Annotated in this window: 17 protein-coding genes; 13 read left to right on the forward strand and 4 right to left on the reverse strand. The window is 57.3% G+C overall.

The annotated features are described in order from the left end of the window. Positions 1-177: 177 nt before the first annotated feature. The 6 genes from BTIS_RS02845 (at position 178) to BTIS_RS02870 (ending at position 8,186) form a co-directional block, all read left to right on the forward strand. Positions 178-1,356, forward strand: a complete 1,179-nt coding sequence (locus tag BTIS_RS02845) for a tRNA pseudouridine synthase B (protein WP_245819224.1) — start codon at positions 178-180, stop codon at positions 1,354-1,356. A gap of 108 nt (positions 1,357-1,464) precedes the next feature. Continuing rightward, a complete protein-coding gene (gene ribF, locus BTIS_RS02850) occupies positions 1,465-2,628 on the forward strand; it encodes a bifunctional riboflavin kinase/FMN adenylyltransferase (RefSeq protein ID WP_094662440.1) in 1,164 nt (387 codons plus the stop codon). A gap of 222 nt (positions 2,629-2,850) precedes the next feature. Then, positions 2,851-3,732 carry an SDR family NAD(P)-dependent oxidoreductase gene (locus tag BTIS_RS02855; protein ID WP_158216817.1) on the forward strand — a complete coding sequence of 294 codons (882 nt, stop codon included), beginning with the start codon at positions 2,851-2,853 and terminating at the stop codon, positions 3,730-3,732. 232 nt (positions 3,733-3,964) lie between these two features. Further along, a complete protein-coding gene (locus BTIS_RS02860) occupies positions 3,965-5,191 on the forward strand; it encodes an aspartate aminotransferase family protein (protein ID WP_094662444.1) in 1,227 nt (408 codons plus the stop codon). A 262-nt stretch (positions 5,192-5,453) separates the two neighbouring features. Further along, entirely contained in the window at positions 5,454-6,596 is a 1,143-nt protein-coding gene (locus BTIS_RS02865; RefSeq protein ID WP_094662520.1) for an iron-containing alcohol dehydrogenase, read from the forward strand. Between the two features lie 138 nt (positions 6,597-6,734). Then, entirely contained in the window at positions 6,735-8,186 is a 1,452-nt protein-coding gene (locus BTIS_RS02870) for a DEAD/DEAH box helicase (RefSeq protein ID WP_094662446.1), read from the forward strand. A gap of 40 nt (positions 8,187-8,226) precedes the next feature. On the opposite strand, the gene BTIS_RS02875 is transcribed toward BTIS_RS02870, so the two are convergent. After that, entirely contained in the window at positions 8,227-10,449 is a 2,223-nt protein-coding gene (locus BTIS_RS02875) for a glycoside hydrolase domain-containing protein (RefSeq protein WP_094662448.1), read from the reverse strand. A 189-nt stretch (positions 10,450-10,638) separates the two neighbouring features. Here BTIS_RS02875 and BTIS_RS02880 point away from each other — a divergent pair, with 189 nt between their 5' ends. The 5 genes from BTIS_RS02880 to BTIS_RS02890 all read left to right on the forward strand — a co-directional run bounded on the left by BTIS_RS02880 (position 10,639) and on the right by BTIS_RS02890 (position 16,035). Then, on the forward strand, positions 10,639-11,337 hold the full coding sequence (locus BTIS_RS02880; protein ID WP_094662450.1) for a response regulator: 699 nt from the start codon (positions 10,639-10,641) through the stop codon (positions 11,335-11,337). A 16-nt stretch (positions 11,338-11,353) separates the two neighbouring features. Continuing rightward, complete coding sequence (locus BTIS_RS11650; RefSeq protein ID WP_143248847.1) at positions 11,354-12,478, forward strand: sensor histidine kinase; 1,125 nt, start codon at positions 11,354-11,356, stop codon at positions 12,476-12,478. A 312-nt stretch (positions 12,479-12,790) separates the two neighbouring features. Further along, entirely contained in the window at positions 12,791-13,402 is a 612-nt protein-coding gene (locus BTIS_RS11655; protein ID WP_143248848.1) for a hypothetical protein, read from the forward strand. Between the two features lie 110 nt (positions 13,403-13,512). Then, positions 13,513-14,499, forward strand: coding sequence for a serine hydrolase (locus BTIS_RS02885; protein ID WP_143248849.1), 987 nt, complete (start codon positions 13,513-13,515; stop codon positions 14,497-14,499). A gap of 9 nt (positions 14,500-14,508) precedes the next feature. Then, a complete protein-coding gene (locus tag BTIS_RS02890; protein WP_094662454.1) occupies positions 14,509-16,035 on the forward strand; it encodes a polysaccharide deacetylase family protein in 1,527 nt (508 codons plus the stop codon). Between the two features lie 8 nt (positions 16,036-16,043). Here BTIS_RS02890 and BTIS_RS02895 read toward each other — a convergent pair whose 3' ends face one another. Then, positions 16,044-17,996 (reverse strand): SCO7613 C-terminal domain-containing membrane protein, encoded by a 1,953-nt coding sequence (locus BTIS_RS02895; RefSeq protein ID WP_143248850.1) that lies wholly within the window; start codon positions 17,994-17,996, stop codon positions 16,044-16,046. A gap of 146 nt (positions 17,997-18,142) precedes the next feature. On the opposite strand from BTIS_RS02895, the gene BTIS_RS02905 reads away from it, so the two are divergent. Beyond that, positions 18,143-19,960: a proline--tRNA ligase gene (locus BTIS_RS02905; RefSeq protein WP_169713043.1), complete on the forward strand. Its 1,818-nt coding sequence runs from the start codon at positions 18,143-18,145 to the stop codon at positions 19,958-19,960. Between the two features lie 102 nt (positions 19,961-20,062). On the opposite strand, the gene BTIS_RS02910 is transcribed toward BTIS_RS02905, so the two are convergent. Both BTIS_RS02910 and BTIS_RS02915 read right to left on the reverse strand, forming a co-directional pair. Continuing rightward, positions 20,063-20,776 carry a single-stranded DNA-binding protein gene (locus tag BTIS_RS02910; protein ID WP_158216818.1) on the reverse strand — a complete coding sequence of 238 codons (714 nt, stop codon included), beginning with the start codon at positions 20,774-20,776 and terminating at the stop codon, positions 20,063-20,065. A gap of 382 nt (positions 20,777-21,158) precedes the next feature. Then, positions 21,159-23,231: a M13 family metallopeptidase gene (locus tag BTIS_RS02915; protein ID WP_094662462.1), complete on the reverse strand. Its 2,073-nt coding sequence runs from the start codon at positions 23,229-23,231 to the stop codon at positions 21,159-21,161. A 186-nt stretch (positions 23,232-23,417) separates the two neighbouring features. Between BTIS_RS02915 and map the strand changes: the two genes are divergently transcribed. After that, on the forward strand, positions 23,418-24,194 hold the full coding sequence (gene map, locus BTIS_RS02920) for a type I methionyl aminopeptidase (protein WP_094662524.1): 777 nt from the start codon (positions 23,418-23,420) through the stop codon (positions 24,192-24,194). The last annotated feature ends 246 nt before the right edge of the window (positions 24,195-24,440 follow it).

The following is a 24,440-nucleotide window of genomic DNA, read 5'->3' on the forward strand; positions in this document are numbered from 1 at the left end:
GAGCAACACCGAACCGGCTCCCCGTGATCATCGGACTCGGAATGATCACGCAATCGCGGGGAGCCGGTTCGGTGTTGCTCCATACGGTCGCATGACGACCGTTGCAGACCGCAACGGCAATACGCAATACGGCAACATACTGCAATACACTGCACTTTATAAACAAAAGGACTGATAGTGGCATCGCGTTCTCCGAAAGCGCCGGACGTCTCCGGCATCCTCGTGATCGACAAACCGCAGGGGGTGACCAGCCATGACGTGGTCGCCGCAGTACGTGGCGCCCTGCACATGCGTCGTGTGGGCCATGCCGGCACACTCGATCCGATGGCCACCGGCGTGCTGATCGTCGGATTCGGATATGCCACGCGACTGCTCAACTACATCGTGGGCGCGGACAAGACCTACGAGGCCACGATCCGCCTCGGCCAGCGCACCACCACCGACGACGCCGACGGCGATATCCTCCCGTGGGGGAGTGCCCCCGCCGATGCTCATGATCTGACTGCCGCATCGGATTCCGTGCCGTCGCAGGAGGACGTTGCCGCGCGATTGCGCGCACTGACGCGGGACGACGTCGAGCGAATGATCGCCGAACGATTCCTCGGTCGCATCGAACAGGTGCCCAGCACGTTCTCCGCCATCAAGATCCACGGTCAGCGCGCCTACGATCTGGCTCGGGAAGGCAAGGACGTGGAGCTCGAGGCACGGCCCGTCACCATCCACGCCTTCACCGTGCTTGATTGTGATATTCCAGGCAGTGCGAATACGGACAGTGTGAATACAGGCAGCGTGAACGACGATGCAGTCGCGTACGGCCCGCATCTTGATCTTGCCGTGCGTGTCACCTGTTCGTCCGGTACATATATCCGCGCGTTGGCCCGTGATCTTGGTCGTGTGCTCGGCGTCGGTGGGCACCTGACCCGTCTGCGTCGCGTCAGGGTCGGCTCCTTCGACGTCACGGCATCGAATGTGGTCACGGCTCACACTGAAAACCGTACCTTCACCAATCGCGATGGCGAGACGGTCACCCGTGCCAAGGCGATCCTCGACGTGCCGAACGATCAGGCAACGACGGTCGTCGATGATCGTCGCACCGCATTGCTCACCAGGGTGATCGGCATGCCGCAGGCCGCACGACTGACCCTACCGCATCTGGACATCACCGACGATGAGGCGAAGGAACTGCGATTCGGACGCCGTATCGATCATGTGGTCGCAGAGCCCACGGCGGCCATCGCAGGGAACGATCTCGTCGCCATCGTGGAACGGGCCAACTCTCGTCAGTCCAAGCCGTCCGTCGTGTTCCCCGCGGCGTCTGCGGAAGCGGTGACAGCGGCTGCCGAGCCGTTATCGTAAGCTGGAACATCGGAAACAGGACGCGTGTGAAACACGCAGCGTGAAATGTGCCACGTGAAACCGCAATGTCGGGCGCGAGGCAATTATGGCAATACGGAACGAGGAACCATGAAGATCACCACACTGATCCCCGACACCGAAGGCGTGCTGGCTTGGCCGCCGTTCGGACAGAACAAGCGATCCATCGTGGCCGTCGGCAGCTTCGACGGCGTGCATAAGGGTCATCAGGCGGTGCTCAGGCGCACGGTCGATCTGGCCAAGAGCTATGGTGCCATCTCCGTGGCCATCGTGTTCGATCCGCGCCCGTCCGTCGTGCATGACTATGCGGCGGCGCACGACGGTCAGGAACTGCCCAACGATCAGGAATATCCGGATCCCGAAGCCCTCACCGGCATCGATCGTCGTCTCAGGCTCATCGAGGAGACCGGCATCGAACACGCGCTCGTGGTGCGGTACACACTCGAGTTTGGTTCCAAGTCGTACCAGTACTTCCTCGGTCAGATGGTCGGCAAGATCGGTCTGCACACGCTGGTCATGGGCAAGGATGGTCGTATGGGCGCCGGTCGCGCCGGCGATGTGAAGGCCATCGATTCGATCGCACAGGCCACGCGCATGTTCCAGGTGGATGTGGTCGACGACCGCGGTCCCGGCGAGGTGCGCATCCCGCTGAACGATTCCCCCGAAGCCGCCAAGGCACTGATCCGTGTGAACGATCCCGACTCCGGACTGACCAAGGCCGAACGACGTGCTCTGAGCAAGAAGACGCCGAACCGTCTGGTGCGCGCGTGGAGTTCGTCGTATGTGCGATTCCTGCTGTCGCAGGGCGAAGTAAGGGCGGCGTCCGAGATTCTGGGCCGTCCGCATGCCGTGGAAGGCGTGGTAGTCGGAGGCAAGCAGCGTGGACGCACGCTCGGATTTCCCACCGCGAACGTGGCCAAGGACGTGCACGGCACCATGCCCGCCGACGGTGTGTATGCCGGATGGCTGATCGACACCGATCCGCAGACGGGCGAGGAGCACCGGTACGCGTCCGCCATCTCCATCGGCACCAAGGTGACGTTCGGCGAGCCCGAGGCGCGTGTGCTCGAGGCGTACGCGATCGCCCCGGTCGATGCCGACGGCAACGCGCAGTGGCTTGATCTGTACGATCACACCGTGCGCACCGAATTCGTGGAGTTCCTGCGCCCGCAGATCCACTTCGACTCCGCCGAGGCGCTGGTCGAGGAGCTCAAGCGCAACGTGGAGCAGACCAAGGCCATCTGCGCCTGCTAGTGTGAGTCCTGCTGTTAGTGTGAGCCTCACACTAACGTTCAGGTCTCCAAAACGTTGAAATTCCAACACCCGCCTTTTTTAGTGTGATCACACTAAGGAGGGCGGGTGTACGGTATCCGGACGATGCCCGGTATTCGGTACTGTGGTAGGGGATACGGGTTGCCCGACCGACGGTGTGGTATTGCGGACGACTGCAATCCGGGAAAGAGAAGAGATCTTGCCATGAAGAACAAGAACATCATCGTCGTCACCGGTGCGTCGAGTGGTATGGGACGAGAATTCACCCATCAGATCGCATACTGGGCGTCGGTCGGCAGGGTGGCGGCCGACGAGATCTGGGTGATCGCACGACGAATTGAGCGACTCGAAACGTTGAAGAACGCAGTGCCGATTCCGGTTCGTCCGTTGGCGCTGGACCTGACGAATCCCGACGACATCGACGCCTATCGGCAACTGCTCGTCGAGGAGCGGCCGAATATCACGATTCTTGCCAACTGCGCCGGAATCGGTCGCATGGACCATTTCGAAGAGGTGCCATTGCGCGCACATCTGAACATGGTCGATCTCAACATCAAGGCGCCGATCGCCATCACCACGCACAGTCTGCCATATATGCGCGCCGGTGCCCGCGTGATGAACCTGTGCTCGATCAGCGGATTCCTGCCCTGTCCGTACATCAACGTGTATGCGGCCACCAAGGCATTCATGGTCAGCTGGTCGCGTGCGCTCGGTCGCGAACTCGCCCATCGAGGCATCAGGGTCACTGCGGCCTGCCCGTACTGGGTGCGCACCGAGTTCATCGACCGGGCGCAGGGGAACGGCGGCCGTGGCGGCAAACGCGGCGGTCGAAGCGGCGATCAACGTGGTGGAGCACAGCGACCCGCCTTCACCAACTTCTTTGGCATCATGGACGCGGATGCCGTGGTCCGTCGCATCATCGCCGACCTGTTCCACGGCAGATCGCTGTCGCTGCCGGGACTGCCAGCCAAGGTCATTTTCGCGGCATCCAAACTGCTGCCCGTCCGCACGCTCATGTGGGCGCAATTGCAGTTGCAGCATCTCGACGGATCGCCGATCCATCATTCCGATGTTCCGACCTCGTGACATCCGCATGAACGAGTCGTGGGTCAGTCGTGGATCATATGTCCATTCGACTGTCGCTCGTTGGACAATCCGCCATCATGCCGTCATGCATGCGTCACACAACCACATGCCGAGGGAAACACGAGAACCATAGAGTCTGAGCCGTACAGCAACAGTACGGCACCTCCAGCAGACCGCTCGTGAATCATCGCGCGCGAGGTCGGGACAGCGCCATGGAGACAAGGAGCATGAGATGAAGCTTGCGGAAACGGGACTCACCCAAGACGAGCTCAAGGGGCTCGTCAAGAAGTACATGATCGAAACGTACGAACGCTATGACTTCGTCGCCGAGCGAGCCGAGGGCATGTACATCTACGATCCTGACGGCAACGCCTATCTCGACTTCTACGGCGGCATCGCAGTGAACAACGCCGGCAACTGCAACCCCAAGGTGGTGGCCGCCGTCCGCGATCAGGTGGGCGACATCATGCACACGTTCAACTATCCGTACACCATCCCGCAGGCGCTGCTCGCCAAGAAGGTGTGCGACCTCGCCGGATTCGACAAGATCTTCTATCAGAACTCCGGCACCGAGGCCAACGAGGTGGCCATCAAGCTCGCCCGCAAGTACGGCATCGACCACTTCGGGCCGCACAAGTACGAGATCCTCTCCGCCCTGCATTCCTTCCACGGCCGCACGTTCGGCGCGCTTGCCGCCACCGGACAGCCCGGATCGCTCGCACAGGACGGCTTCGGCCAGATGACCCCAGGCTTCGCCTACGCCGAGTTCAACAATCTGGATGACTTCAAGGCCAAGATCACCGACAACACCATCGCCATCATGGTGGAGCCCGTGCAGGGCGAGGGCGGCGTGCACCCCGCCACGCAGGAATTCCTCGAAGGGTTGCGTAAGCTGTGCGACGACAACGGACTGCTACTCATCTTCGACGAGGTGCAGACCGGCTGGGGACGCACCGGATCGCTGTTCGCGTGGCAGGGCTACGGCGTGGAACCCGACATCTTCACCATGGCCAAGGGCCTCGGCGGCGGCGTCCCGATCGGTGCCATGGTCACCAAGGATCCGATCGCCGCATCCCTGACCCCCGGCACGCACGGCACCACGTTCGGCGGTTCACCGATGTGCACCGCGGCCGCGCTCGCCGAAGTCGACGAGATCGTCAGCCGCAAGCTGCCGGAGCATGCCGCCGAGATCGGCGCATACTTCATCGAACAGGGCAAGAGCCTGCCGCACATCAAGGAGAGCCGTGGTCGCGGTCTGCTTGTCGGCTTTGAATTCGACGGCACGGTCAACGCCGTTGATATCAAGCACGCGGCCCTGAAGCGCGGACTGCTTACCACCGCTATCGGCGACAGCATCATCCGTTGCATCCCGCCGCTGATCGTCACGAAGAAGCAGGTGGATCAGGCCCTCGAAATCCTCGCCGATTCCGTGAACGCCGTGGCCGCCGGCAAGGAGTGACGATACCGCTGTAGCGACGATACCGGCGGCGTTGCCGATGCCGTTGATATCGCGCGACCTCGCACCGGTATCGCACAACAGGATTCTCCCGATCGCATCCCGACCGGGAGAATCCGCGTCGTACGGAATCCGCATCATGCGGAATCCGCCGTGAACATGACGTTGCGAGATGCTGTCATCAGTACGACGTTGCTTGTTTCGCCCACCGCGCCGGTCTATGCTGGGAACCGTGGCGACGACGCCGCAGATTGAAGGGACCATCATGCTCAAGTTTTCCGTACCACAGAACATCATCGTCGACTACGGCGGCGTGAGCCGACTCGGCACCTACGCCGGCGAACTGAAGATGACGAACACGCTGATCATCGCCGACCCGTTCCTGGCCAACGCCCCGCTCGCCAAGCAGGCCACCGGATCATTGGACGAGGCCGGCATCAAGCACGTCATGTTCACCGACGTGAAGCCCAACCCCACCGCGGTGTGCGTGGATGAGGCCGTCGCGCTGTTCAAGGACAACGGCTGCGACTCCATCATCGCCATCGGCGGCGGCTCCTCGCTCGACGTGGCCAAGGCCGTGGGCGTCGTCGCCAAATTCGGCGGCGAGATCGGCGACTACGAAGGCATGAACACCGTGCCCGGCCCGATCGTACCGTTCATCGCCATCCCCACCACGGCCGGTACCGGCAGCGAGGTCACGTCGTTCTCCGTGATCACCGACGAGGCCCGTAACTACAAGCTCACCGTCGGCAGCAAACTGCTGCTGCCCGCCTACGCGATCCTCGACCCCGGCGTGCTCGCCACCGTCCCCGCACGAGTGGCCGCCGCATGCGGCACCGACGCCATGGTGCACGCCATCGAATCGTTCACCAACACCGTCGACAGCACATTCTCCGGCATGTACTCGCTCGAGGCGCTACGACTGATCGGCAAGTACCTCAAGCGCTTCACCGCCCGTCGCGACGACGCCGAAGCGGCCCGTGGCATGATGGTTGCCGCCACCATGGCCGGCATCGCCTTCGAATCCACTCGACTCGGACTCGTGCACGCCATGAGCCACCCGATCTCCGCATTCTTCCACGTGGCACACGGCGAGGCCAACGGCCTGCTGCTGCCCAGCGTGCTCGAATTCAACGCGCTCGCCGACAAGGGACAGTACGAGCTCATGCATGAGGCATTGTTCCCGGATGTCGAATACGACGGCACCGACGATTTCATCTACGAGATCCGCTCGTTGCTGGGCGAGATCGGCATCCCCGATTCGTTGGAGGCCGCCGGCGTGGATCGCCCGGCATTCCTTGCGGTGGTGGACCGCATGACCCACGACGCCATGGCATCCGGCAACATCGCCGTCAATCCGCGGTCCGTCACCCCGTCGGATGTGGAGGCGATCTACAAGGCGCTGTAGGTGTAGACGCTGTAAACGTTGCGGCGGCATAGGGCTGCCCCGTTGCTGACGATACGGATGATGACTATGTCATCCGGAGGAGATACCGATTCACCGGACTCGACGACGCTGACCCGGCCGACGGGTACCATACGTCCTATGCTGCAATCCGAAGCCCTCGCCATTCTCAACGCCGGTGCCAGCGTGTTTCTCACCGGTGCGCCTGGTGCCGGCAAGACCTACGTGCTCAACGAATTCGTCGCCGCGGCACGCAAGGCGGGAGCCTCGGTGGCGGTCACCGCGTCCACCGGCATCGCCTCCACGCATATCAACGGTCAGACCATTCACTCGTGGAGCGGCGTCGGCGTGAGCACATCCCTTGAGGAGGCCACGCTCAAACGCATCCGCACCCGCCGACGCAAGGCCATCGACGCCACCGACATTCTGGTGATCGACGAAGTGTCGATGATGCACGCCTGGCTGTTCGACATGGTCGACCGCGTCTGCCGGGAACTGCGGCATGATCCGAGACCGTTCGGCGGACTGCAGGTGGTGCTGTCCGGCGATTTCTTCCAGCTGCCGCCGGTGAGCCGCTCGGGACGCAATAACGACGTGGTGGCGCCCACCGAGGAGTTTCTGCGCTCACGCGAGGAGTATGCGCGGCGCGGACTGGATCCGGAGGGATTCGTCACCGAATCGCTGGTGTGGGAGGCGCTTGCCCCCACGATCTGCTATCTGACTGAACAGCATCGTCAGGACGATGGTCAGTTGCTTACTGTGCTCACCGATATCCGTGACGGTGGCGTGACCGACGTCGATCGTGCCACGCTGGCCGGGCGTATCGGCATGATGCCCGATCCCGGCGTGGTGGCGACGAACCTGTTTCCCACGAACCGTCAGGCCGATTCGCTCAACGCCATGCGGCTGGACGAGATCGACGAGGATCCGCACGCGTACCACGCCACGTCGGCCGGCAGCGCGCAGCTGGTGGAACGACTGAAAAAGAACATGCTTGCGCCGGAGCACCTGCTGCTGAAGACCGGTGCCGCGGTGATGGCGTTGCGCAATGATCAGGATCGGCAGTACGTCAACGGTTCGATCGGCACGGTGATCGGATTTTCCGATGACGACAAGGGCGGCTGGCCGATCGTACGATTCGAGAACGGCAATATCGTGACCATGAAACCGGCCGACTGGGAGATGATGGACGGCGAGAAGGTGCTCGCCTCCGTCAGTCAGGTGCCGTTGCGGTGCGCGTGGGGCATTACGATCCACAAATCGCAGGGCATGACGCTCGACCGTGCCGTGATGGATCTGCGGCGCACATTCGCGCCCGGCATGGGGTATGTGGCGCTTTCCAGAGTCGAATCCCTGGACGGTCTGTATCTGCATGGCCTCAACGATCGTGCGTTCCTCGTCTCGCCCGACGCGGTGATGCTCGACTCCCAGCTGCGCGAGGCCTCCGACGATGCCGCCGCCCATCTGGCCGCCAACGGTCCGGATGCGTTCAGCCCGACGGCGATGGCATACGACACACTCTCCGCGGAGTCAGGCGGCGGCAACGACCCCACCACCCCCGACGACGAATTCGCCCAGGACGCATTGTTCTGAGCGAATTCGTCGATGGGGATTGCACTTGAAAGTGAACAAACTACCACAATGCTCGCGTTGACGGTGAGTCTCCGTATTGCAATCCGGCATCAATAAGAATCGTATCCGCCTTTGGCGAGAATGACTCATTGGTTGGGAACGTGGCCCATCCCGATGCGTCGCCCCAATAGACCACAGGAAGATAGTTTCTCCACATTCTCATGTCGGATTCGTCGTTTCGCTTGGCAGGAATGGCGACCTTGGTCCCGACAGGAAGGACCCCTTGCCTCCAGGTATGCCGTCCGGCATTGTCTTCCCATCCGGTTCCCCAATCGAGATTTCGTTGTAATGTGAAGACTCGCATACGATTTCCGTAAATGACCTCGGTGCGAGTGTCTGCATCTTCTAATGTGGAGCCGGTAGAGTTCAATGCGATGAATGGTTTTTGTGCGTTATACCAAGGTTCTAAGATGGTACTACCAATGGTCGTGGAACCGCAATAATAACCCGTTGAGACGTTGCCAAGTCCGTTTAGAAACCGCACTTCATGAGTGTTATCCGGAGTGTTTGACAGATTCTCGTAGGGAGGGCGTCCTGCCATATTGCCATTACGATAGTAGAACGAGTTTGTTGGAATAAAGCCGATTACGGCACTTTGGAGATTTGGTTCCGAATGAATTGGGATCCGGTCTTCGTAGGTGTTTATGCAGCATTCCCATGGATCGGTGGATGTCAAAGGGTCAGGAGCAATATAATCTTGCGAGCGAACCGTGTCTTTCACGCCGACATCTAGTCCAGAGGAGACTACTTTGTCAATTTCTAATTCCTTACCATCATAGGAAACATGAAGGTTTGCGATCTGGTCGTAGGCCCAATTATCCGGTAGGCGATATCCCATGTTGCCGCTAAAACCGGAAGACATATCGCTGACGAAGCATTGCTGTGCATAGCCCTGATCAATAACTCTCTGACATACGTTGCGGGCACCGTAGATGCCAACCCTGTAGCCGGTAAGATTGTTTTTTACAGCTCGGAAATAAGGAAGGATATTTCTGGTCACATCTGTGTCCAGAGCATCATAATCAACAGCAAAGTAAATTACGGAGCCTTGAGGGATACTGTGCTTCGAGGCTGCTGTCATTGCACTTGCTGCATCAGAAGCGCCTCGGGTCGAGGTGAAGGCTGAGGCGTCACGGCCGACATCTTGGTAAATAGGGAAGAAGTGTAATCCTCCGGCGATGATTTTTTCAGGTTCTCCGGTTCTTAGCTCCTTGAAATCACCTCCAATAATGTATCGACCTACATTTTGGTAGTGATTCATTTTCAAAATCATTAGATTCCGTGCGGTGATTTCAAAACGAGTATCACATGCGTGGGCTTCTCGTGTTTGGTCACCATAGCTAACCAATAAAGAAAGCCAAGTTGAAAGGTCTGCTTTTCCTGTCTGCGGTAGGGCGCAATGTTTTTGGAATGCCATGATATTCGCCGGTGACAGACTGAGTGCGAGATTGCCATCTCCATAACCATTCACGTATAAATAGAAGTTCAGTAATTCAGTGAAACTAGCAATTTCCGATGGAGTATATGCGCGTCCCGTATAATTGGTCTGTGCTCCTGCGTATGGCAGATTAGGGCAGTGAAGTTTGGTCTGGTTGCCAACGTATCCATTTGCCTTGGACAAAGGCATGCCTTCCATTGCTTGCAGTGCAAGAATCGCGGCATGATTAGTGCTTCGCGTATATACGCCGTCACAAGGTATGATGCCGGTATAGTCTTCATATCTCTGATTAATCTTTTGCTGATAAGAGCGGATTGCTGGTTTTCCCCCATATGAGCTAAGCAGTTTGAACTGGTCCATGGAGAGTAATGCCTTCATGAAGTTCGTGGTAACGATGGAATTTGGGTTGATGAGCCCAGCATCGGATTTGAGCTCCTTCACCGCGGCGGCCACTGGTGCGTCGAATCGATTGTCAATGGCGTCATCAGTTCCCGCATGTCCTGGATTGTATCCCTTGCACCAGAGGGCTCCCTGTAGAATCGCAAACTTGTTGTTTGTTTCTCCAGTGGTCATTTGTAGTGGTGCCTTTGAGTAGGCTTTCTTGGTTTCGTCTCCGAAATTGTCGGCTGTGGAGGAAAGCCCTAATTCGATTTGTAATGCTCGAATCAAGGCATTGATAGTATTCCATCCGGTATTGCCGTCCTCGATAATGCGATTGTAGCGAGAATCTCCTCCGTACGTGTTATTCAACCAATGTTGAGTTTTCAGTACCATAGGATCAGACATTGCAAGCCTCCTTGCTCGTATTGAATGTTGGTACTATTTCATGATGTACTAAATGTTGGAGTTATATTTTAAAGTCATCATTTGTTGACGTGAAGTTTGTTGCATGTACTAACATTAAGCTGTCAACATCCGTTAACGAGTTCATGGGAAAGCCGTATTTGTGATATCATAAAGTGAAGGTAGGTTTTTATGGATTCTATAAAATCAGATAAATCATCCTGTTTGAGAGATCGTAAACACGTTTCGGTTGCTGTAGTTGACAATGATGATTTGGTTTTACCTGTACTTTGCGCTATCCTAAAAAAGGATCCAAGGGTGGAAGTATTATGGTGTACTTCATCTGCTAAAGAGGCGATCTTACATTGTTGCGTTGAGGCAAATTGGCCGGATGTTTTGTTGGTTGATATGTCGATGTCCGAAATGAATGGTGAAGAATTATGTAGGAAAATTCGAAAAAATGGATCGAGTCCGTCGCTTCTCGCAATTACCTCTTTTCCTATAGAATATTATGCGTCTCTTGCAAGTGATTCTGGTGCGCAAGGGATTGTCAGGAAGAGTGATATTTCATCAATTTCTGAAGCCGTAATCAATGTGGCTAGTGGCGATGCATTGCGTATGGAAGAAGTGGAAGTTGAGTTCGATTCTGCAATTGTGGCGCATAACAGAATTGCGAATGATAATGACGAGGGTAATAAGCCTAAAGTATTAGGTACGGAAGAACATGATGTTTTGTGTTTGAATTCCGAAGGTTATTCATTTGAAGAAATAGCTAGAATGAAAAAGGTAAAATCTGTGACTATAAGAACTCATGCACGCCGGGCTGTGAAAAAATTGGGGGCAAAGAATCTAAGTCAAGCTATAATGAAATGGATGTCGCGAGAAAGTTAAAATTGTGGATCGTATTGTGTGTAAGTTGACCTCTTTGTCGCAAAGAAAAGGTGTTCATTTATTTCTATTATTTCTGGTCGCTGTAACATTGATTCAATATTGTATTGAAATATATCACAATCCCCAGGAAATGGTAGATTTCTCTTTTGGTGTGCTTCACACGATACTACTTCTTTGTTTTTTATTTTCAACCAAGTTTGCTTGCTGCTCGGTTGTAGTTCTTTACTGCATTTCTTCACTGCTTCCGGATGTGTATTCGTTGATGCAGATCTTTGGTTTGATTTTTGCAATCGGATATCTGGCTTTTTCGGAATATCTATTGGTGGGTATTTCTTTATCTATTGTTGTTTTGTCCTTTGATTGTATTGGCTATTGGCTGTATGAACCGAGGGGAGATATTTGTATTTTTATTTTTACTGAATCTATTTATTTAATCTGTGCGGTGCTTATTGGCGTAGTTTTTAAATTAAAACGTAAACACGCGATGGTTTCATATCTTGAAAATAAAATAGAAATACTGTCTGGGAATAATATTAATCATGCTCGTTCGGAGAGAATGTCAGAGCTGTTACATGATTCGATTGCAAGTGATTTAACGTATATTGTGCTTTTGTCCGAAAACGGTGATTTTTGGGAGGATAAAAGAAGTGTTTCCAGTAATTTAAAGTCTATACATGATGTTTCGTTGAGAAGTTTAGAAAGTGTTCATGACGCTATTAGATTGATGCGTGGTGATCTTGATGCTGAGGATAACTCTGAGAAAAAATCTTTATGGGAGGCTGTAGAAACTTGTGATCATTATTTAAAGGATTTGGGTTTTTCTGGGGAGTTTCTTATTGAAGGGGAGGTGAGTTTGGTTGAAAATGAAATAATCCATACTATGGTTTTTGCTATTAAAGAAATTTGTATTAATATCGCTAAATATAGCGATCCTAATAATAGAGTATTCTTCTCTAGAATTGTTTTTTCGGATAGGAAAATTATCTTTATTTCTAAGAACTCTATTTTTGATCGTAATGATTTGCGAGGAGGTAGTGGTCTTACTATTGTCAAGAAAAGGGTTGCCTTAGTGGGGGGTGTAGTCTTTTCCTGGATAGAAAATAATTATTGGATGACCTATATTGAAATTCCTGTTTCTTAGTTATTTCTTAATGTTTATGGCAATGGTGAAACGGTATGTGAAATGGAGGGCAGATAGCTCTCGTTTCGTAAGTTGATCCGGTTGTATTTGTGTTCATGACTTGCGCTGTAATGGTGGGGGTGTTTGACAGTATGATGCCGATAAGTATTGCTGCTAAGATTTTCATATTGTCTCCAATTTGTAATGTTGATGTAATTATATATTATGTTATCTGTTTTTTTAATGTGTCAACAAATGTTGACTGCTATGAAAAGAGGTGATCTGGATATAGCATTATTACGGAAATAGCCTACTGTGAGAAAGGGTTTAGAGATGAAGTTCCAAATTCAAAAGAAAGTTTATCGAAAGCTTTTGTTGTTTATCGGTGCTTTGGTTGCTGTGTTGATAGTTTTCTCTATGGTGACTTCTCCAGAGACTTGGGCTGCCGAGACTAATGAAGGCAATGTTGAGATGATTGAAAAGGGAGTTATCGTTTCAAGCGAATCTTTGAATATGGCTGGTCCTGATTCTGATTTGTCTACTGCTAATACCAAGGAAGATCCTTGGTCCGAAGGAGATATTAAGTCGGATACATCTTTGCGAGTTAGGGTTGAATGGCGAAATCCAAAATATGCAAGTAAGGCGCGTACGCCATATCAATCTGACTGCAGTTCCACTGATTACAAGGTACTCACTGTATATTCCAATGTTGCATCTTCTTATGTGTGTTGGAGAGGAAGTGGAACATATCGATCTGGTTCCGATATTGACAATGGAACTGGGGTCTCCGCTGTGTGCCCAGGCAAGCGTTATGGTCAGATTTACTATCAGGCAAAGTGGGGAGGGAATTGGTTCTGGAGCACCTATCGTGGCGGTTATGCAAGTAATGCTACTTGCTTTTACTTTGGAAGTATGGTGCGCTACCGTGCCATCAAGCTTGCATAGCATATCTTTAATGTGACATGTTATAAAAATGATAATATTCTTTGACATGTAGAGATACCGAGTTGCTTTGTTGTATTGCTAATGTGGCTATGCGTCAGTGAAAGGGGTCGATGATGCCTCAGTCGGAGCATTTTCCATGTTCTCCACGTAATAAGAAACAATCCCGACCAGTGCGGGTATGGGTGATCATGCTTGTGGTTGCGGTTCTTGTACTTGTTGGAGGTATCTCCGGATGGAGGTTGGTGGCGCAACGACACTCGACAGTGGAACAAATATCCACCAACGTCTCGACGGATAAAATGCCTTCGGATGCCGATGGTTCCTCTCCAAATTCTTTGGCCGACAATGGCAGCAAGCCGAAACTTGACAATCAGCAGTTCTCTGCCCTTGTCAAGAAACAGACGACGGCTCATCCCAAAGGGCAGGTGGGAGTTTCGGTAATGCTGCTGGGCACCATGGGGCAACTGGACACGAATCATATCTATGGGGATACCAATGCTGAATATGCGATGAGAGCGTACGGATTGTATATCCCCGTGTATCTTATGGCTCATAACATCGGTTGTGTACAGACTCCGGCAAAGGGATCTCCCCTGGATGATTGCTGGGGTGACGAGGAGTCCCAACGGCTGACCGACGATATGATGCGCAATATGGATCCAGTCGCCGGCAATGCGGCGATCGACCGCATGGGTGGCATCGCCAAGGTGAACGATTGGATGATCACCATGTACGGAGACAAGAATTCGTTCATGAGCAAACTGACCTCTCCGGAGGAATCAGTGCGGCAGATATCAAACCATACGTGGTCATCCAATGCCGTGATCATGCTACAGTCCGTGGATGAACGGGCAGGTGCGGATCTGATGAATGCTGATCTAACAGGACTTGGTGTGCGCATTCCTGATGGCATGATCGTACATGCACAGTACGGTAAGGCAGATGGTTCCTATAATGTGTACGCTATTGTAGAGGATTCCACGTATCGTGCCGCGGTAAGTGTAATGACCGAATCAATCGGGGATGATGATGCATCCGAATTGATCACGGAAACACTCGCCGAATTGCACCGGCAGCTTGGCGCACTACACGAGTAGGGTGGAATCATGACTCAACAGCAGGACAAGGACGTCACCGGTTCTTCGGCCAACGACTCCGATGCCAATGCCGCCAACGCAGGTTTCAATGAGACGGACGGCGTTGACGCGTTCGCAAGTCAGTGGGGGAGCGAACCCGACGCCACTTCGGAATACATCGAATCCGGGGACGCGACTGTAGCCATACCGCAATCCCATCGTCCCAAACCGCTGCTTATCGCGTTCCTCGCCGTATTCGTCATACTGGCGCTGGTCGCGGGTATGACGATCGCGCGCAATATCTCCTTGTCCCGAGCGCAGGCACACGCCGACGCACTGCAATCCTGCCAGAACGCGCAAACGAAATACGTCACCACGGTCACCACCTACACCGCCACCATGAAGGCCGCGCGTGAACTCGGCAAGACGTCGCCGGACGATGTCGCCAACACCAAACTGCTCGACACACTCAACGAGCTTGCCGGCACCAACGACAGTGCCGTCATCGGTCTTGATCTCAACACGCTCAACGAAAGCGAATGCTCCGGCAACGCCAGTACGGATGATCTCGATGCGCTCTCCGGATCGTTCGGGGACGCCATCGTGCCGATGTTCAAACGCACCGGTGAAGTGCAGTATGCAGCCGATAACGTGAAGGCCAGCATCGAGGATCAGAAGACCATCAACGTGCGGTCTCGACTGTCGTATCTCGTGTCCACCGCACAGACGGTGCTTGACGTGTCCGCCGGCAAGGTCGACGAATCGCTGCGCACTGCGCTGTCCGACGCGATCGACGCGGCAACGGCATTGCAGAAGACCAATAATCTGACCGCAGAATCGACCAAGGGCGTGATGAGCGATCTGCAGTCCGCCGTCGACGCCGTAAGGAACGCCATGCCGCTTGACTGCCGACTCAGCAAATGCGTGGCGCTCACCTTCGACGACGGGCCGGACAAGACGAACACGCCCAAGGTGCTCGACGCGCTCCGACAGTCCGGAGTGCCCGCCACGTTCTTTGTGCAAGGGCAGAACATCTCCGGCAGCAACGTCGATCTGCTCAGGCGTGAGGCCGCGGAAGGCCATGAGATCGGGAGCATGTCATGGTCGCATACGCAGCTGCACGCGCTGTCCGCCGGCGACTTGAAGACCAGTCTCGACAAGACCGCCAACGCGATCGAAAACGCCACCGGGAGCCGTCCGACGTTACTGCGTGCGCCCGACGGCGCATGGAGTGATACCGTGCTCAGTCGGGCCAAGACCGACGGATTGAGCCTGGTCCTGTGGAACATCGATTCCTTGGATTGGAAGAGCCGCGACGCCGACGCCATCGTGAAACAAGTGGTGAGTACGACGTTGAGCGGGTCGATCATCGATCTGCACGACACCTACGGCAGCACCGCCGCGGCCATACCACAGATCGTGAAACAGCTGCAGGATCAGGGATACCATTTCGTGACCGTGAGCAAGCTGCTTGAAGGCGGTGCCAAGCCCGGCGAGATCTACTATTCCGCCGGGGATTCCAGCGCCTACACGATGGGCGTGCTGGCCGACCGCTGACTCGCTGACTACCGCAGTTGCGAGATCCGCGTGATCAGCGTTCTCGCTGTATTGATGCTGCGCTCGTATCGTGCGGCGACCACCACCAGCAGAATGCCGCCGGCCGCCAGCCACACCCACCAGAATGCCATCGAGAACATGACGATCCACGTCCAAAGCTGCACCATCACATGGATGATCAGCGTGATGGAGCCGGCGATGACCGGTGCCTGCCAGCCGAGCAATGCGCCGGCGATCACTAACGCCAGAGCGATCAGCAACAGCAATACCGCGCGGATGATCATTGCACGATCGGGACTCGACGACTGCTGCCCAATGGACCACATCACGCCGTACCGGGTGTGCCACTCTCCGCGGTCGTTGCGGGACACGAGCAGCATCGGCACCAGCAGCATCACCAGACCGGGCCAGAGTGCGGGCCAGCTGCGCAACGTCGGCCGTTTCATCATCCAGATGACGCCGACGGCGAGCGCAGCCACACCGAACAGCCCGGTGATCAGATCCGGCGGCAATGGGCGATAATCGTTGACAAGGGAGAGCCCCGCCATACCGATGCCCATGATCATCGTGACGATGGTGAGCACCCAACGGGTCGCGTCGCGGAGCGCACGCTGATGATTCGGGGTTGGGGTGGTGGACGGTACGACGGTCGTTGGTGCTGTCGTGTTCGCAGTAGCTGTTGGCGCGGCGATTCGTATCCACAACAGCGTGGCGAAGGCCATTGGAATCAGATACGCAAGCAGGGACGTGATGGCTGCGTACCGGACGTGGTTGGGATTGGCGAAATCACCGAATCCGATCACCATCAGCACAAAGGAGGATATTGCCGTTGCCGCCAGACGCTCCGTATCCGGCAGCGGTGCCAGTAGCGCCAGAAGGAGTACGCCCGTCATGCAGGCGATGGTGGCGACGCTCCGTCCGGTGTGACTCAGCAGGTTCGTGTTGCCGATCAGGGCAAGGGATATGGGCAGCAACAGACATGACGTCAATGAGTAGGCGCGTATGGGCGCTGATCGATGCGCGCTCGCCAGATACAGTCCGAGGGTGATGCCGGCGAGTACGAGCAGCAGCAGTCCGGTGACCAGATCCCGCCACCGGAGGAGCGGTATCGCTCCGAGTCCGCCGGCGAGCACGCTTGCGGTGACCAGTGCGAAACATGACGCCCATGCCACGCCTTCCGCGGTGACACGCACTTTGGGGGCGAGCATATATGAGACGGCCAGTCCGATGAGTCCCGTGACGGCGATGCATGCCGTACGCGCCCCGTCGCCGAAGATCGGATAGGTGATGAACGCGAATACGGAGACGGCGAGTCCGATCAGGCCGACGCCGAGCGCCAGCAGCAGGATCTGCACGGTGGAGACGTGGAACCGGCGGGTGCGTGCCGGCGGTTGCGGGGATGCGGCCGATGGAGTCGGCTGGGGATATGGGGTATAGGCCTGCGATGGATACGTGGGCTGCGGTGTGGTTTGGGATATTGGCTGTGGGGGTGCCGGTTGTGGATATGCCGGTTGTGGATATGCCTGGCTGGGCGGTACGGATTGCGATGTTGCCGGATACTGCGAATACGGTGGTGCCGGTTGTTGGGGTTGTTGGGATGGTGGTTGTGATTGTGGCGCTGGCTGCGGTTGACCGGCTGACGGTCGTGACACCGCCGTTGTCGTCGATGCGCGGATCTCGGTGATGAGCCGCGCCCGTTCGTCGAGCAGGTCGGCGGCCGAACGACTCAGTTCCAATACCGTGACGCATCGGGGGTCATCAAGGTCCAGTCCGGTCGGTGTGAACCGTCCCCGGACCGGCGAGAAATCGTCGGGGTTCAGTGTGCCGTCGCGCAGTTGCGCGGTGCTTGCCGGCCATGCACATGGCTGCTGAGTGGTCGGTGACGAGGATTGTGGTGTCGGAGATGTCGGCGGTGACTGCGGAACGTTGGTGGAATCGGATTCGTGGACTGGGTCGGGCATGGGTGCCTCCTTCGTCCATTCCATTGTGTCCATAACAGGACCGTCATGGCAAGATTGACGTCGATATTCGTGAACGATGATGTTGCACGGTGATCTGTGCAATGACGTGTGAAATGATGTCCGTGAAACCGAATACCTTGGAACACATGACTTCCAACACTCTTCGTATGTCTACCATGTTCCTGCGCACTCTGCGCGAGGACCCCGCCGACGCGGACGTCGATTCCGCAAAACTGCTGCAGCGTGCCGGCTACATTCGCAAGGCCGCTCCCGGCATCTGGACCTGGCTGCCGCTGGGCCTGAAGGTCCTCAACAAGATCGAGGACATCATCCGCGAGGAGATCAACGGCATCGGTGCCCAGGAGGTGCACTTCCCCGCGCTGCTGCCGCGCGAACCGTATGAGGCCACCCACCGTTGGGAGGAGTACGGCGACAACATCTTCCGTCTGAAGGACCGTCATCAGGCCGACTATCTGCTCGCGCCGACGCACGAGGAAATGTTCACCCTGCTGGTCAAGGACATGTACTCCTCGTACAAGGATCTCCCCGTCACCCTGTACCAGATCCAGACCAAGTACCGCGACGAGTTCCGTCCGCGCGCCGGTCTGATCCGCGGTCGTGAGTTCATCATGAAGGACGCCTACTCGTTCACCATCGACGAGGAGGGCATGCGCAAGGCCTACTACGACGAGCGTGGCGCCTACGAGCGCATCTTCCAGCGTCTTGATCTCAAGTACGTGCCCGTGTTCGCCATGTCCGGCCCGATGGGCGGCTCCGCATCCGAGGAGTTCCTGGCCCCAATGCCGATCGGCGAGGACACGTTCGCGCTCGCCCCGTCCGGCAAGGCGTGGAACGTCGAGGCGCTGCACACGCCCGAGCTGCCCGAGATCGACTGCTCCGATGTGCCGGCCGCCGAGAAGCGCGCCACCCCGGATGCCAAGACGATCGACCAGATGATCGAGCGCGGCAACGCCGACAACCCGCGTACGGATGGCCGCGAATGGCAGGCCGCCGACATCCTCAAGAACGTGGTCATCGCCGTCAAGCATGCCGAGGATGAGGATCATGACGAACCGTGGCGCGAGGTGATCGTGGTCGGCGTTCCGGGCGACCGCACAGTGGACATGAAGCGTCTTGAGGCGCAGTTCGCCCCCGCCGAGATCGAGGAGGCCACCGAGGCCGATCTCAAGAACCACCCGGAGCTGGTGCCCGGCTACATCGGACCGATGGTGCTGGGACCGCAGGCCGAGGCCGCCGGAGTCGAGAACCCGGTCCGCTACTTTGTGGACGCCCACGTGGTCAAGGGCTCCGCATGGTTCACTGGTGCCGACGAGCATGAAGTGGACTACTACAACCTCGTGTACGGCCGTGACTTCAAGGCCGACGGCACTGTTGAGGCCGTCGAGGTCCGTCACGGCGATATGAGCCCGGACGGCTCCGGCCCGCTGAGCTTCGAGCGCGGTGTGGAGATCGGTCAGGTGTTCCAGCTGGGTCTCAAGTACTCCAAGGCGCTTGATCTCAAGGTGCTCGACCAGAACGGCAAGACCGTCCCGGTGTGGATGGGCTGCTATGGCATCGGCGTGTCCCGCGTGCTGGCGTGCATCGCCGAAACGCATCACGATGAGCGCGGTCTGGCATGGCCGACCGTGATCGCCCCCGCCCAGGTGCATGTGGTGGCCACCGGCAAGAACGCCGAGGCGTTCGAGGCCGCCGAGAAGCTGGTCGCCGAGCTCGAGGACCGTGGCCTTGAGGTCATCTACGACGATCGCAAGAAGGTTTCCCCCGGTGTGAAGTTCAAGGATGCCGAGCTCATCGGCGTTCCCGTGATCGCCGTGGCCGGTCGTGACACCGTGAACAACGGCACGATCGAAGTGCGTGACCGCAACGGTGAGAACACAGTCGCCGTGCCCGCCGCCGAGGCCGCCGACACCATCGCCGATCGCGTCAAGGCGCTACTCGGCTGAAACGACTGTCCATGATAAGGGGCCGACCGCAGTTCAACATGCGGTCGGCCCCTTTTCTTCTCTGGGTCGGGTACGTCGTCGGATTTCGTTGCCCGGTGCCGGTTACGCCGTTATTGGTTCCGGCCCGGGAACGGCATCGATCTGAAGTCCTGATTGCGGTTGGGGCTGGGTTTGTGGTTGTGATTGTGGTTGCGGCTGGGGCTGTGACTGGGGTGGATAGGACTGTCCTCCGCTTTGCCCTTCACTCTGGTTCGGCCATCCCCCATTGCCTTCGAATCCGTTGAATTCCTCGTTGCCGTCGCCCATGGTCTGATTGTTGTACGGATTGACGCCGATCCTGCCGCCACCGTTGCCGGCATTGGGCGATCCGTTCGGTGCGATGGCACCATCGGGTCCGTTGCCCTCACTGTTACGAGGATTCGGCCATCCGCCATCTCCTGACTGATAGCCGCCGTTGCCGGGATTCCTGACGAACATCGATCGTCCCTTGGTCAGATCGTGACCCGCCGTGGATGCTTCAATGACGAGATTGGTGCGTGTCATGCCGTCGCGCTCCCATTCCTCCGTGGCCAGTGTTCCCGATACGATCACCGCATCCCCTTTGTGCAGTGATTGCATCACGTTCAATGCCAGCGTCCGGAATGCCTTGACGGTGATCCACGTCGTGGTGGTCTCCTGCCATGCGTTGGTTCTCCGATTCCAAAACGAACGGGTGGATGCCAGACGAAAGGAGCACGCCGGTGTGCCTCCTTCGGGACCGAATCGGGTCGGATCCGCGCCCACGTTACCGGTGATGATGATCTGTGACTGTGCCATGGCTGATGCCCTTTCTCGTGTCTGCATCGACTTCGATGCCCGTTGGCCCGTCACCGCAGCGGAGCAGGATCCATGGGCGTGAGTAGGCATGTGCCTGATTTGGGAAGGAGGATCGCCCATGATTCCGATCACAACAGCAACGGTGATATCTACTGTGCATCACGCTGTCGCAACAGGGAAAGCCGTACGGGGAATGTGCGTCAATGTGCCCCACCATCACGCGTAATGTGGATAACTTCCGTCACGATCGGCTCGGTCAGTCCGATATGAACGCCGAACGGGACGTAACCGGGAACCGTCGGTTCCGGTTACGTCCCGTTCGGCGTTCTAGTCCGTTCGTCTCAGCCCGTTCGTCCTAGGAAGGGGCTGAGACTGTCCGCTGCTACCAGATGCGAACGCGCTGATCGGGCGCCAGCCACATCCGATCGTTCTCGGTCACGCCGAATGCCTTGTAGAACAGATCCACATTGCGTACGATGCCGTTCGTGCGGAATTCGGCGGGGGAGTGCGGGTCGATCTGCAGATACTGCTCGGCCAGCTCGTCACGGTTCTTGCCACGCCAGATCGACGCGTACGAGAGGAAGAATCGCTGTGCGCCGGTGAATCCGTCGATCACCGGAGCATTGTCCAGCGCCTTGGACACGGCCTCGGCCGAACCGTTGGGCGCGCCCAACGAGATCGCGTACGCCTTGATGGCGATGTTCACGCCGCCCAGATCGCCGATGTTCTCGCCGATCGTCAGCGCGCCGTTCACATGCGGTGCCTTCTCCGGATGGCCTTCCGCCTCGTACTTCTCGGCCAGCTGTGCGGGGACGAACGCATTGTACTGCTCGATCAGCGCCTTGGTACGATTCTCGAAGTTCGTGCGGTCCTCGGCGGTCCACCAGTCGTGCAGCTTGCCGTCGCCGTTGTACTTGCTGCCCTGATCGTCGAAACCGTGGCCGATTTCATGGCCGATCACCGCGCCGATGCCGCCGTAGTTGGCCGCATCCTCGGCGTTCGGATCGAAGAACGGCGGCTGCAGAATGGCGGCGGGGAACACGATCACGTTCATCGTGGGCTCATAGTAGGCGTTCACCGTCTGCGGGTTCATCAGCCACTCATCCTTGTCCACGGGCTTGCCCGCCTTCGACAGCTGGTAGCCGGACTCGTAGCGGAACGCGTTATGCAGATTGTCGACCAGCGACAGCTCATCGGACACGATCAGCGCGCCGTAGTCACGCCAGTGATTCGTGTATCCGATCTTCGGGGAGAACTTCGACAGCTTCTCCAGCGCCTTGTCCTTGGTCTCCGCACCAAGCCAGTCGCTCGCCTGAATCGAGGCGCGGTAGGCGCTGATCAGATTGGCGACCAGCTCCTCCATACGCTGCTTGGACGAATCGGGGAAGTGGCGGCGCACATACTCGCGGCCCACATCCTCGCCGCAGATGCCGTTGACCAGCGACACCGCACGCTTCCAACGATCACGCTGCTTGGTGGTACCGGACAGCACCTTGCCATAGAAATCGAAACGGGCCTGATCGAACTCGTGGCTCAGGTATCCCGCCCATCCGATCAGCAGGTGCACGCGCGCCCACAGCTTCAGATCCTCAAGATCGGCCTCCGCCCAGAAGCGGTTGATGCCCGTCAGGAAGCTCGGCTCATGCACGATCGTGTGGGCGAGCACGGCATGCATGTCGATCGGCAGCAGTGCGGAGGCCACCGTCTGGTCGTACGACTCCTGCCACGCCTGCGCCCACGCCTCGATGTCGAAGTCGGCGAGCGTGGCCTTCAGATCCATGTAGTCGGTGGGATTGTAGGTCTTGTCCTCGTCGCGAGTGGCCACCACATCCCAGTGATGGCGGGCGATGCGCTTCTCCACGTCAAGGAACCGCTCGGCGCTGCTGGCCGCCTCGTCGCCGGTGGCCGCATACTTGGCGAGCTGCAGCAGATTCGCCACCATGTCCACGTAGGCGGAGCGCACCTGCTCATAGCGATCCTCGCGGTAGTACGCCTCATCGGGCAGATCCAGACCGGACTGCTCCACATGCGTCACGTTCACATCCGGGTCGCCGGGGTTCGGATACACCATGAACCCGATCAGATCCGGGCCGCCGGCGGGATTGAGCGCGCCGAGCACACGGGTGAGCGCGGCCTTGTCCGTCGCGGAATCCACGGCATTCAGATCGGGGCGAAGCGGCTCAAGACCGGCCTCGTCGATCGCATCCTGATTCAGGAACGAACGGTAGAGCACGGCCGATTTGATCGCCGGACTGTCCTCGTCCTCGAGAATGTCGCGAACGTCCTTCTCGGCGTTCTCGGCGAGCTTATCGAACGCGCCGAAACGGGCACGATCGGCGGGAAGCGAGTAGGTGTCGATCCACGGGCCATTGACATAGCGGAAGAAATCATCGGACGGCTTGATCACGGAGGAGAACGATGCCGGATCGATGCCGGAAATAAGCGAGTCTGTCATGATTCCAGAGTAACGGTCCAGCCATACTTATGGTCGTGGTATTCCGGATGGCGTTGTCGCAGCGTGGCGATATATGGAACGATCAGGGCAACGATCGGCGATTGAGAACGGTTATCAACATATGCCGAGACGTTGCAGTACAGTAACGAAGTACTGTGGATGACAAACGTAGAAAGTGAATCAACAGTGATCGAACTCAAGACACCTCAGGAAATCAACGAAATGCGCCCCGCCGGCAAATTCGTCGCCGGCATCCTCTCCGATCTCAAGAAGTCCACCAAGGTGGGCACCAACCTGCTGGAGATCGACGACTTCGTCAAGCGTCGCATCGAATCGCGCAAGGGAGCCGAATCCTGCTACGTCGACTACGCCCCTGACTTCGGTACCGGTCCGTTCGCCCACTACATCTGCACGTCCGTGAACGACGCCGTGCTGCACGGCGTGCCCTTCGACTACACGCTCAAGGACGGCGACCTGGTGTCGCTGGATCTGGCGATCAACGTGGACGGCTGGGTGGCCGACTCCGCCATCAGCTTCGTGGTCGGCAACGATCCCGACCCCGAGGATCTGCGACTGATCAAGTGCACCGAGGAGGCGCTCGCCGCCGGCATCGACCAGGCCCGTTCCGGCAACCGTCTGGGCGACATCTCCGCCGCCATCGGTGACATCGCCCACTCGTACGGCTACACCGTGAACCTCGAGTTCGGCGGCCATGGCGTGGGACGCATCATGCACGGCGACCCGCACGTGCCGAACGACGGCAAGGCGCACCACGGCTACAAGCTGCGCCCGGGTCTGGTCATCGCCATCGAACCGTGGTTCCTCAAGACCACCGACGAGATCTACCAGGATCCGAAGGACGGCTGGACGCTGCGTTCCGAGGACGGTTCGCGCGGCGCCCACAGCGAGCACACGATCGCGATCACCGACGGCGATCCGATCATCCTCACCGCACGCGACTGACGGACTGCCGATATCACGGCGACCGCGCATCGTCGGCGATCCCGTGTGATCATCGATAAACAACGCCGACGTGGTCCGCACGGTTATTTCCCAAACGTCATTTATCGTGAAAACGAAGGAAAAACAAGGGAAACCGTGCGGGCTCTTTCAAAAATGGGCATTCCGCGGCATCGGTGTTGCGCATCCTGTAACCTAAGACCACATTACGGCTCGTACACTTCGTGAGTCGGACGATTCGCGTGTTTC

Source organism: Bifidobacterium tissieri (genome assembly GCF_002259645.1).
GTDB lineage: Bacteria > Actinomycetota > Actinomycetes > Actinomycetales > Bifidobacteriaceae > Galliscardovia > Galliscardovia tissieri.

Bases quoted from the DNA above. Each gene is read 5' to 3' on its own strand.
- BTIS_RS02855 (WP_158216817.1), top strand. From the start codon at position 2,851: ATGAAGAACAAGAACATCATCGTCGTCACCGGTGCGTCGAGTGGTATG.
- BTIS_RS02910 (WP_158216818.1), bottom strand. From the start codon at position 20,776: ATGGCACAGTCACAGATCATCATCACCGGTAACGTGGGCGCGGATCCG.
- BTIS_RS02875 (WP_094662448.1), bottom strand. From the start codon at position 10,449: ATGTCTGATCCTATGGTACTGAAAACTCAACATTGGTTGAATAACACG.
- BTIS_RS02860 (WP_094662444.1), top strand. From the start codon at position 3,965: ATGAAGCTTGCGGAAACGGGACTCACCCAAGACGAGCTCAAGGGGCTC.
- BTIS_RS02895 (WP_143248850.1), bottom strand. From the start codon at position 17,996: ATGCCCGACCCAGTCCACGAATCCGATTCCACCAACGTTCCGCAGTCA.
- BTIS_RS02885 (WP_143248849.1), top strand. From the start codon at position 13,513: ATGATGCCTCAGTCGGAGCATTTTCCATGTTCTCCACGTAATAAGAAA.
- BTIS_RS02880 (WP_094662450.1), top strand. From the start codon at position 10,639: ATGGATTCTATAAAATCAGATAAATCATCCTGTTTGAGAGATCGTAAA.
- ribF (WP_094662440.1), top strand. From the start codon at position 1,465: ATGAAGATCACCACACTGATCCCCGACACCGAAGGCGTGCTGGCTTGG.
- BTIS_RS02890 (WP_094662454.1), top strand. From the start codon at position 14,509: ATGACTCAACAGCAGGACAAGGACGTCACCGGTTCTTCGGCCAACGAC.
- BTIS_RS02865 (WP_094662520.1), top strand. From the start codon at position 5,454: ATGCTCAAGTTTTCCGTACCACAGAACATCATCGTCGACTACGGCGGC.
- BTIS_RS02915 (WP_094662462.1), bottom strand. From the start codon at position 23,231: ATGACAGACTCGCTTATTTCCGGCATCGATCCGGCATCGTTCTCCTCC.
- BTIS_RS02905 (WP_169713043.1), top strand. From the start codon at position 18,143: ATGACTTCCAACACTCTTCGTATGTCTACCATGTTCCTGCGCACTCTG.
- BTIS_RS02870 (WP_094662446.1), top strand. From the start codon at position 6,735: ATGCTGCAATCCGAAGCCCTCGCCATTCTCAACGCCGGTGCCAGCGTG.
- BTIS_RS11655 (WP_143248848.1), top strand. From the start codon at position 12,791: ATGAAGTTCCAAATTCAAAAGAAAGTTTATCGAAAGCTTTTGTTGTTT.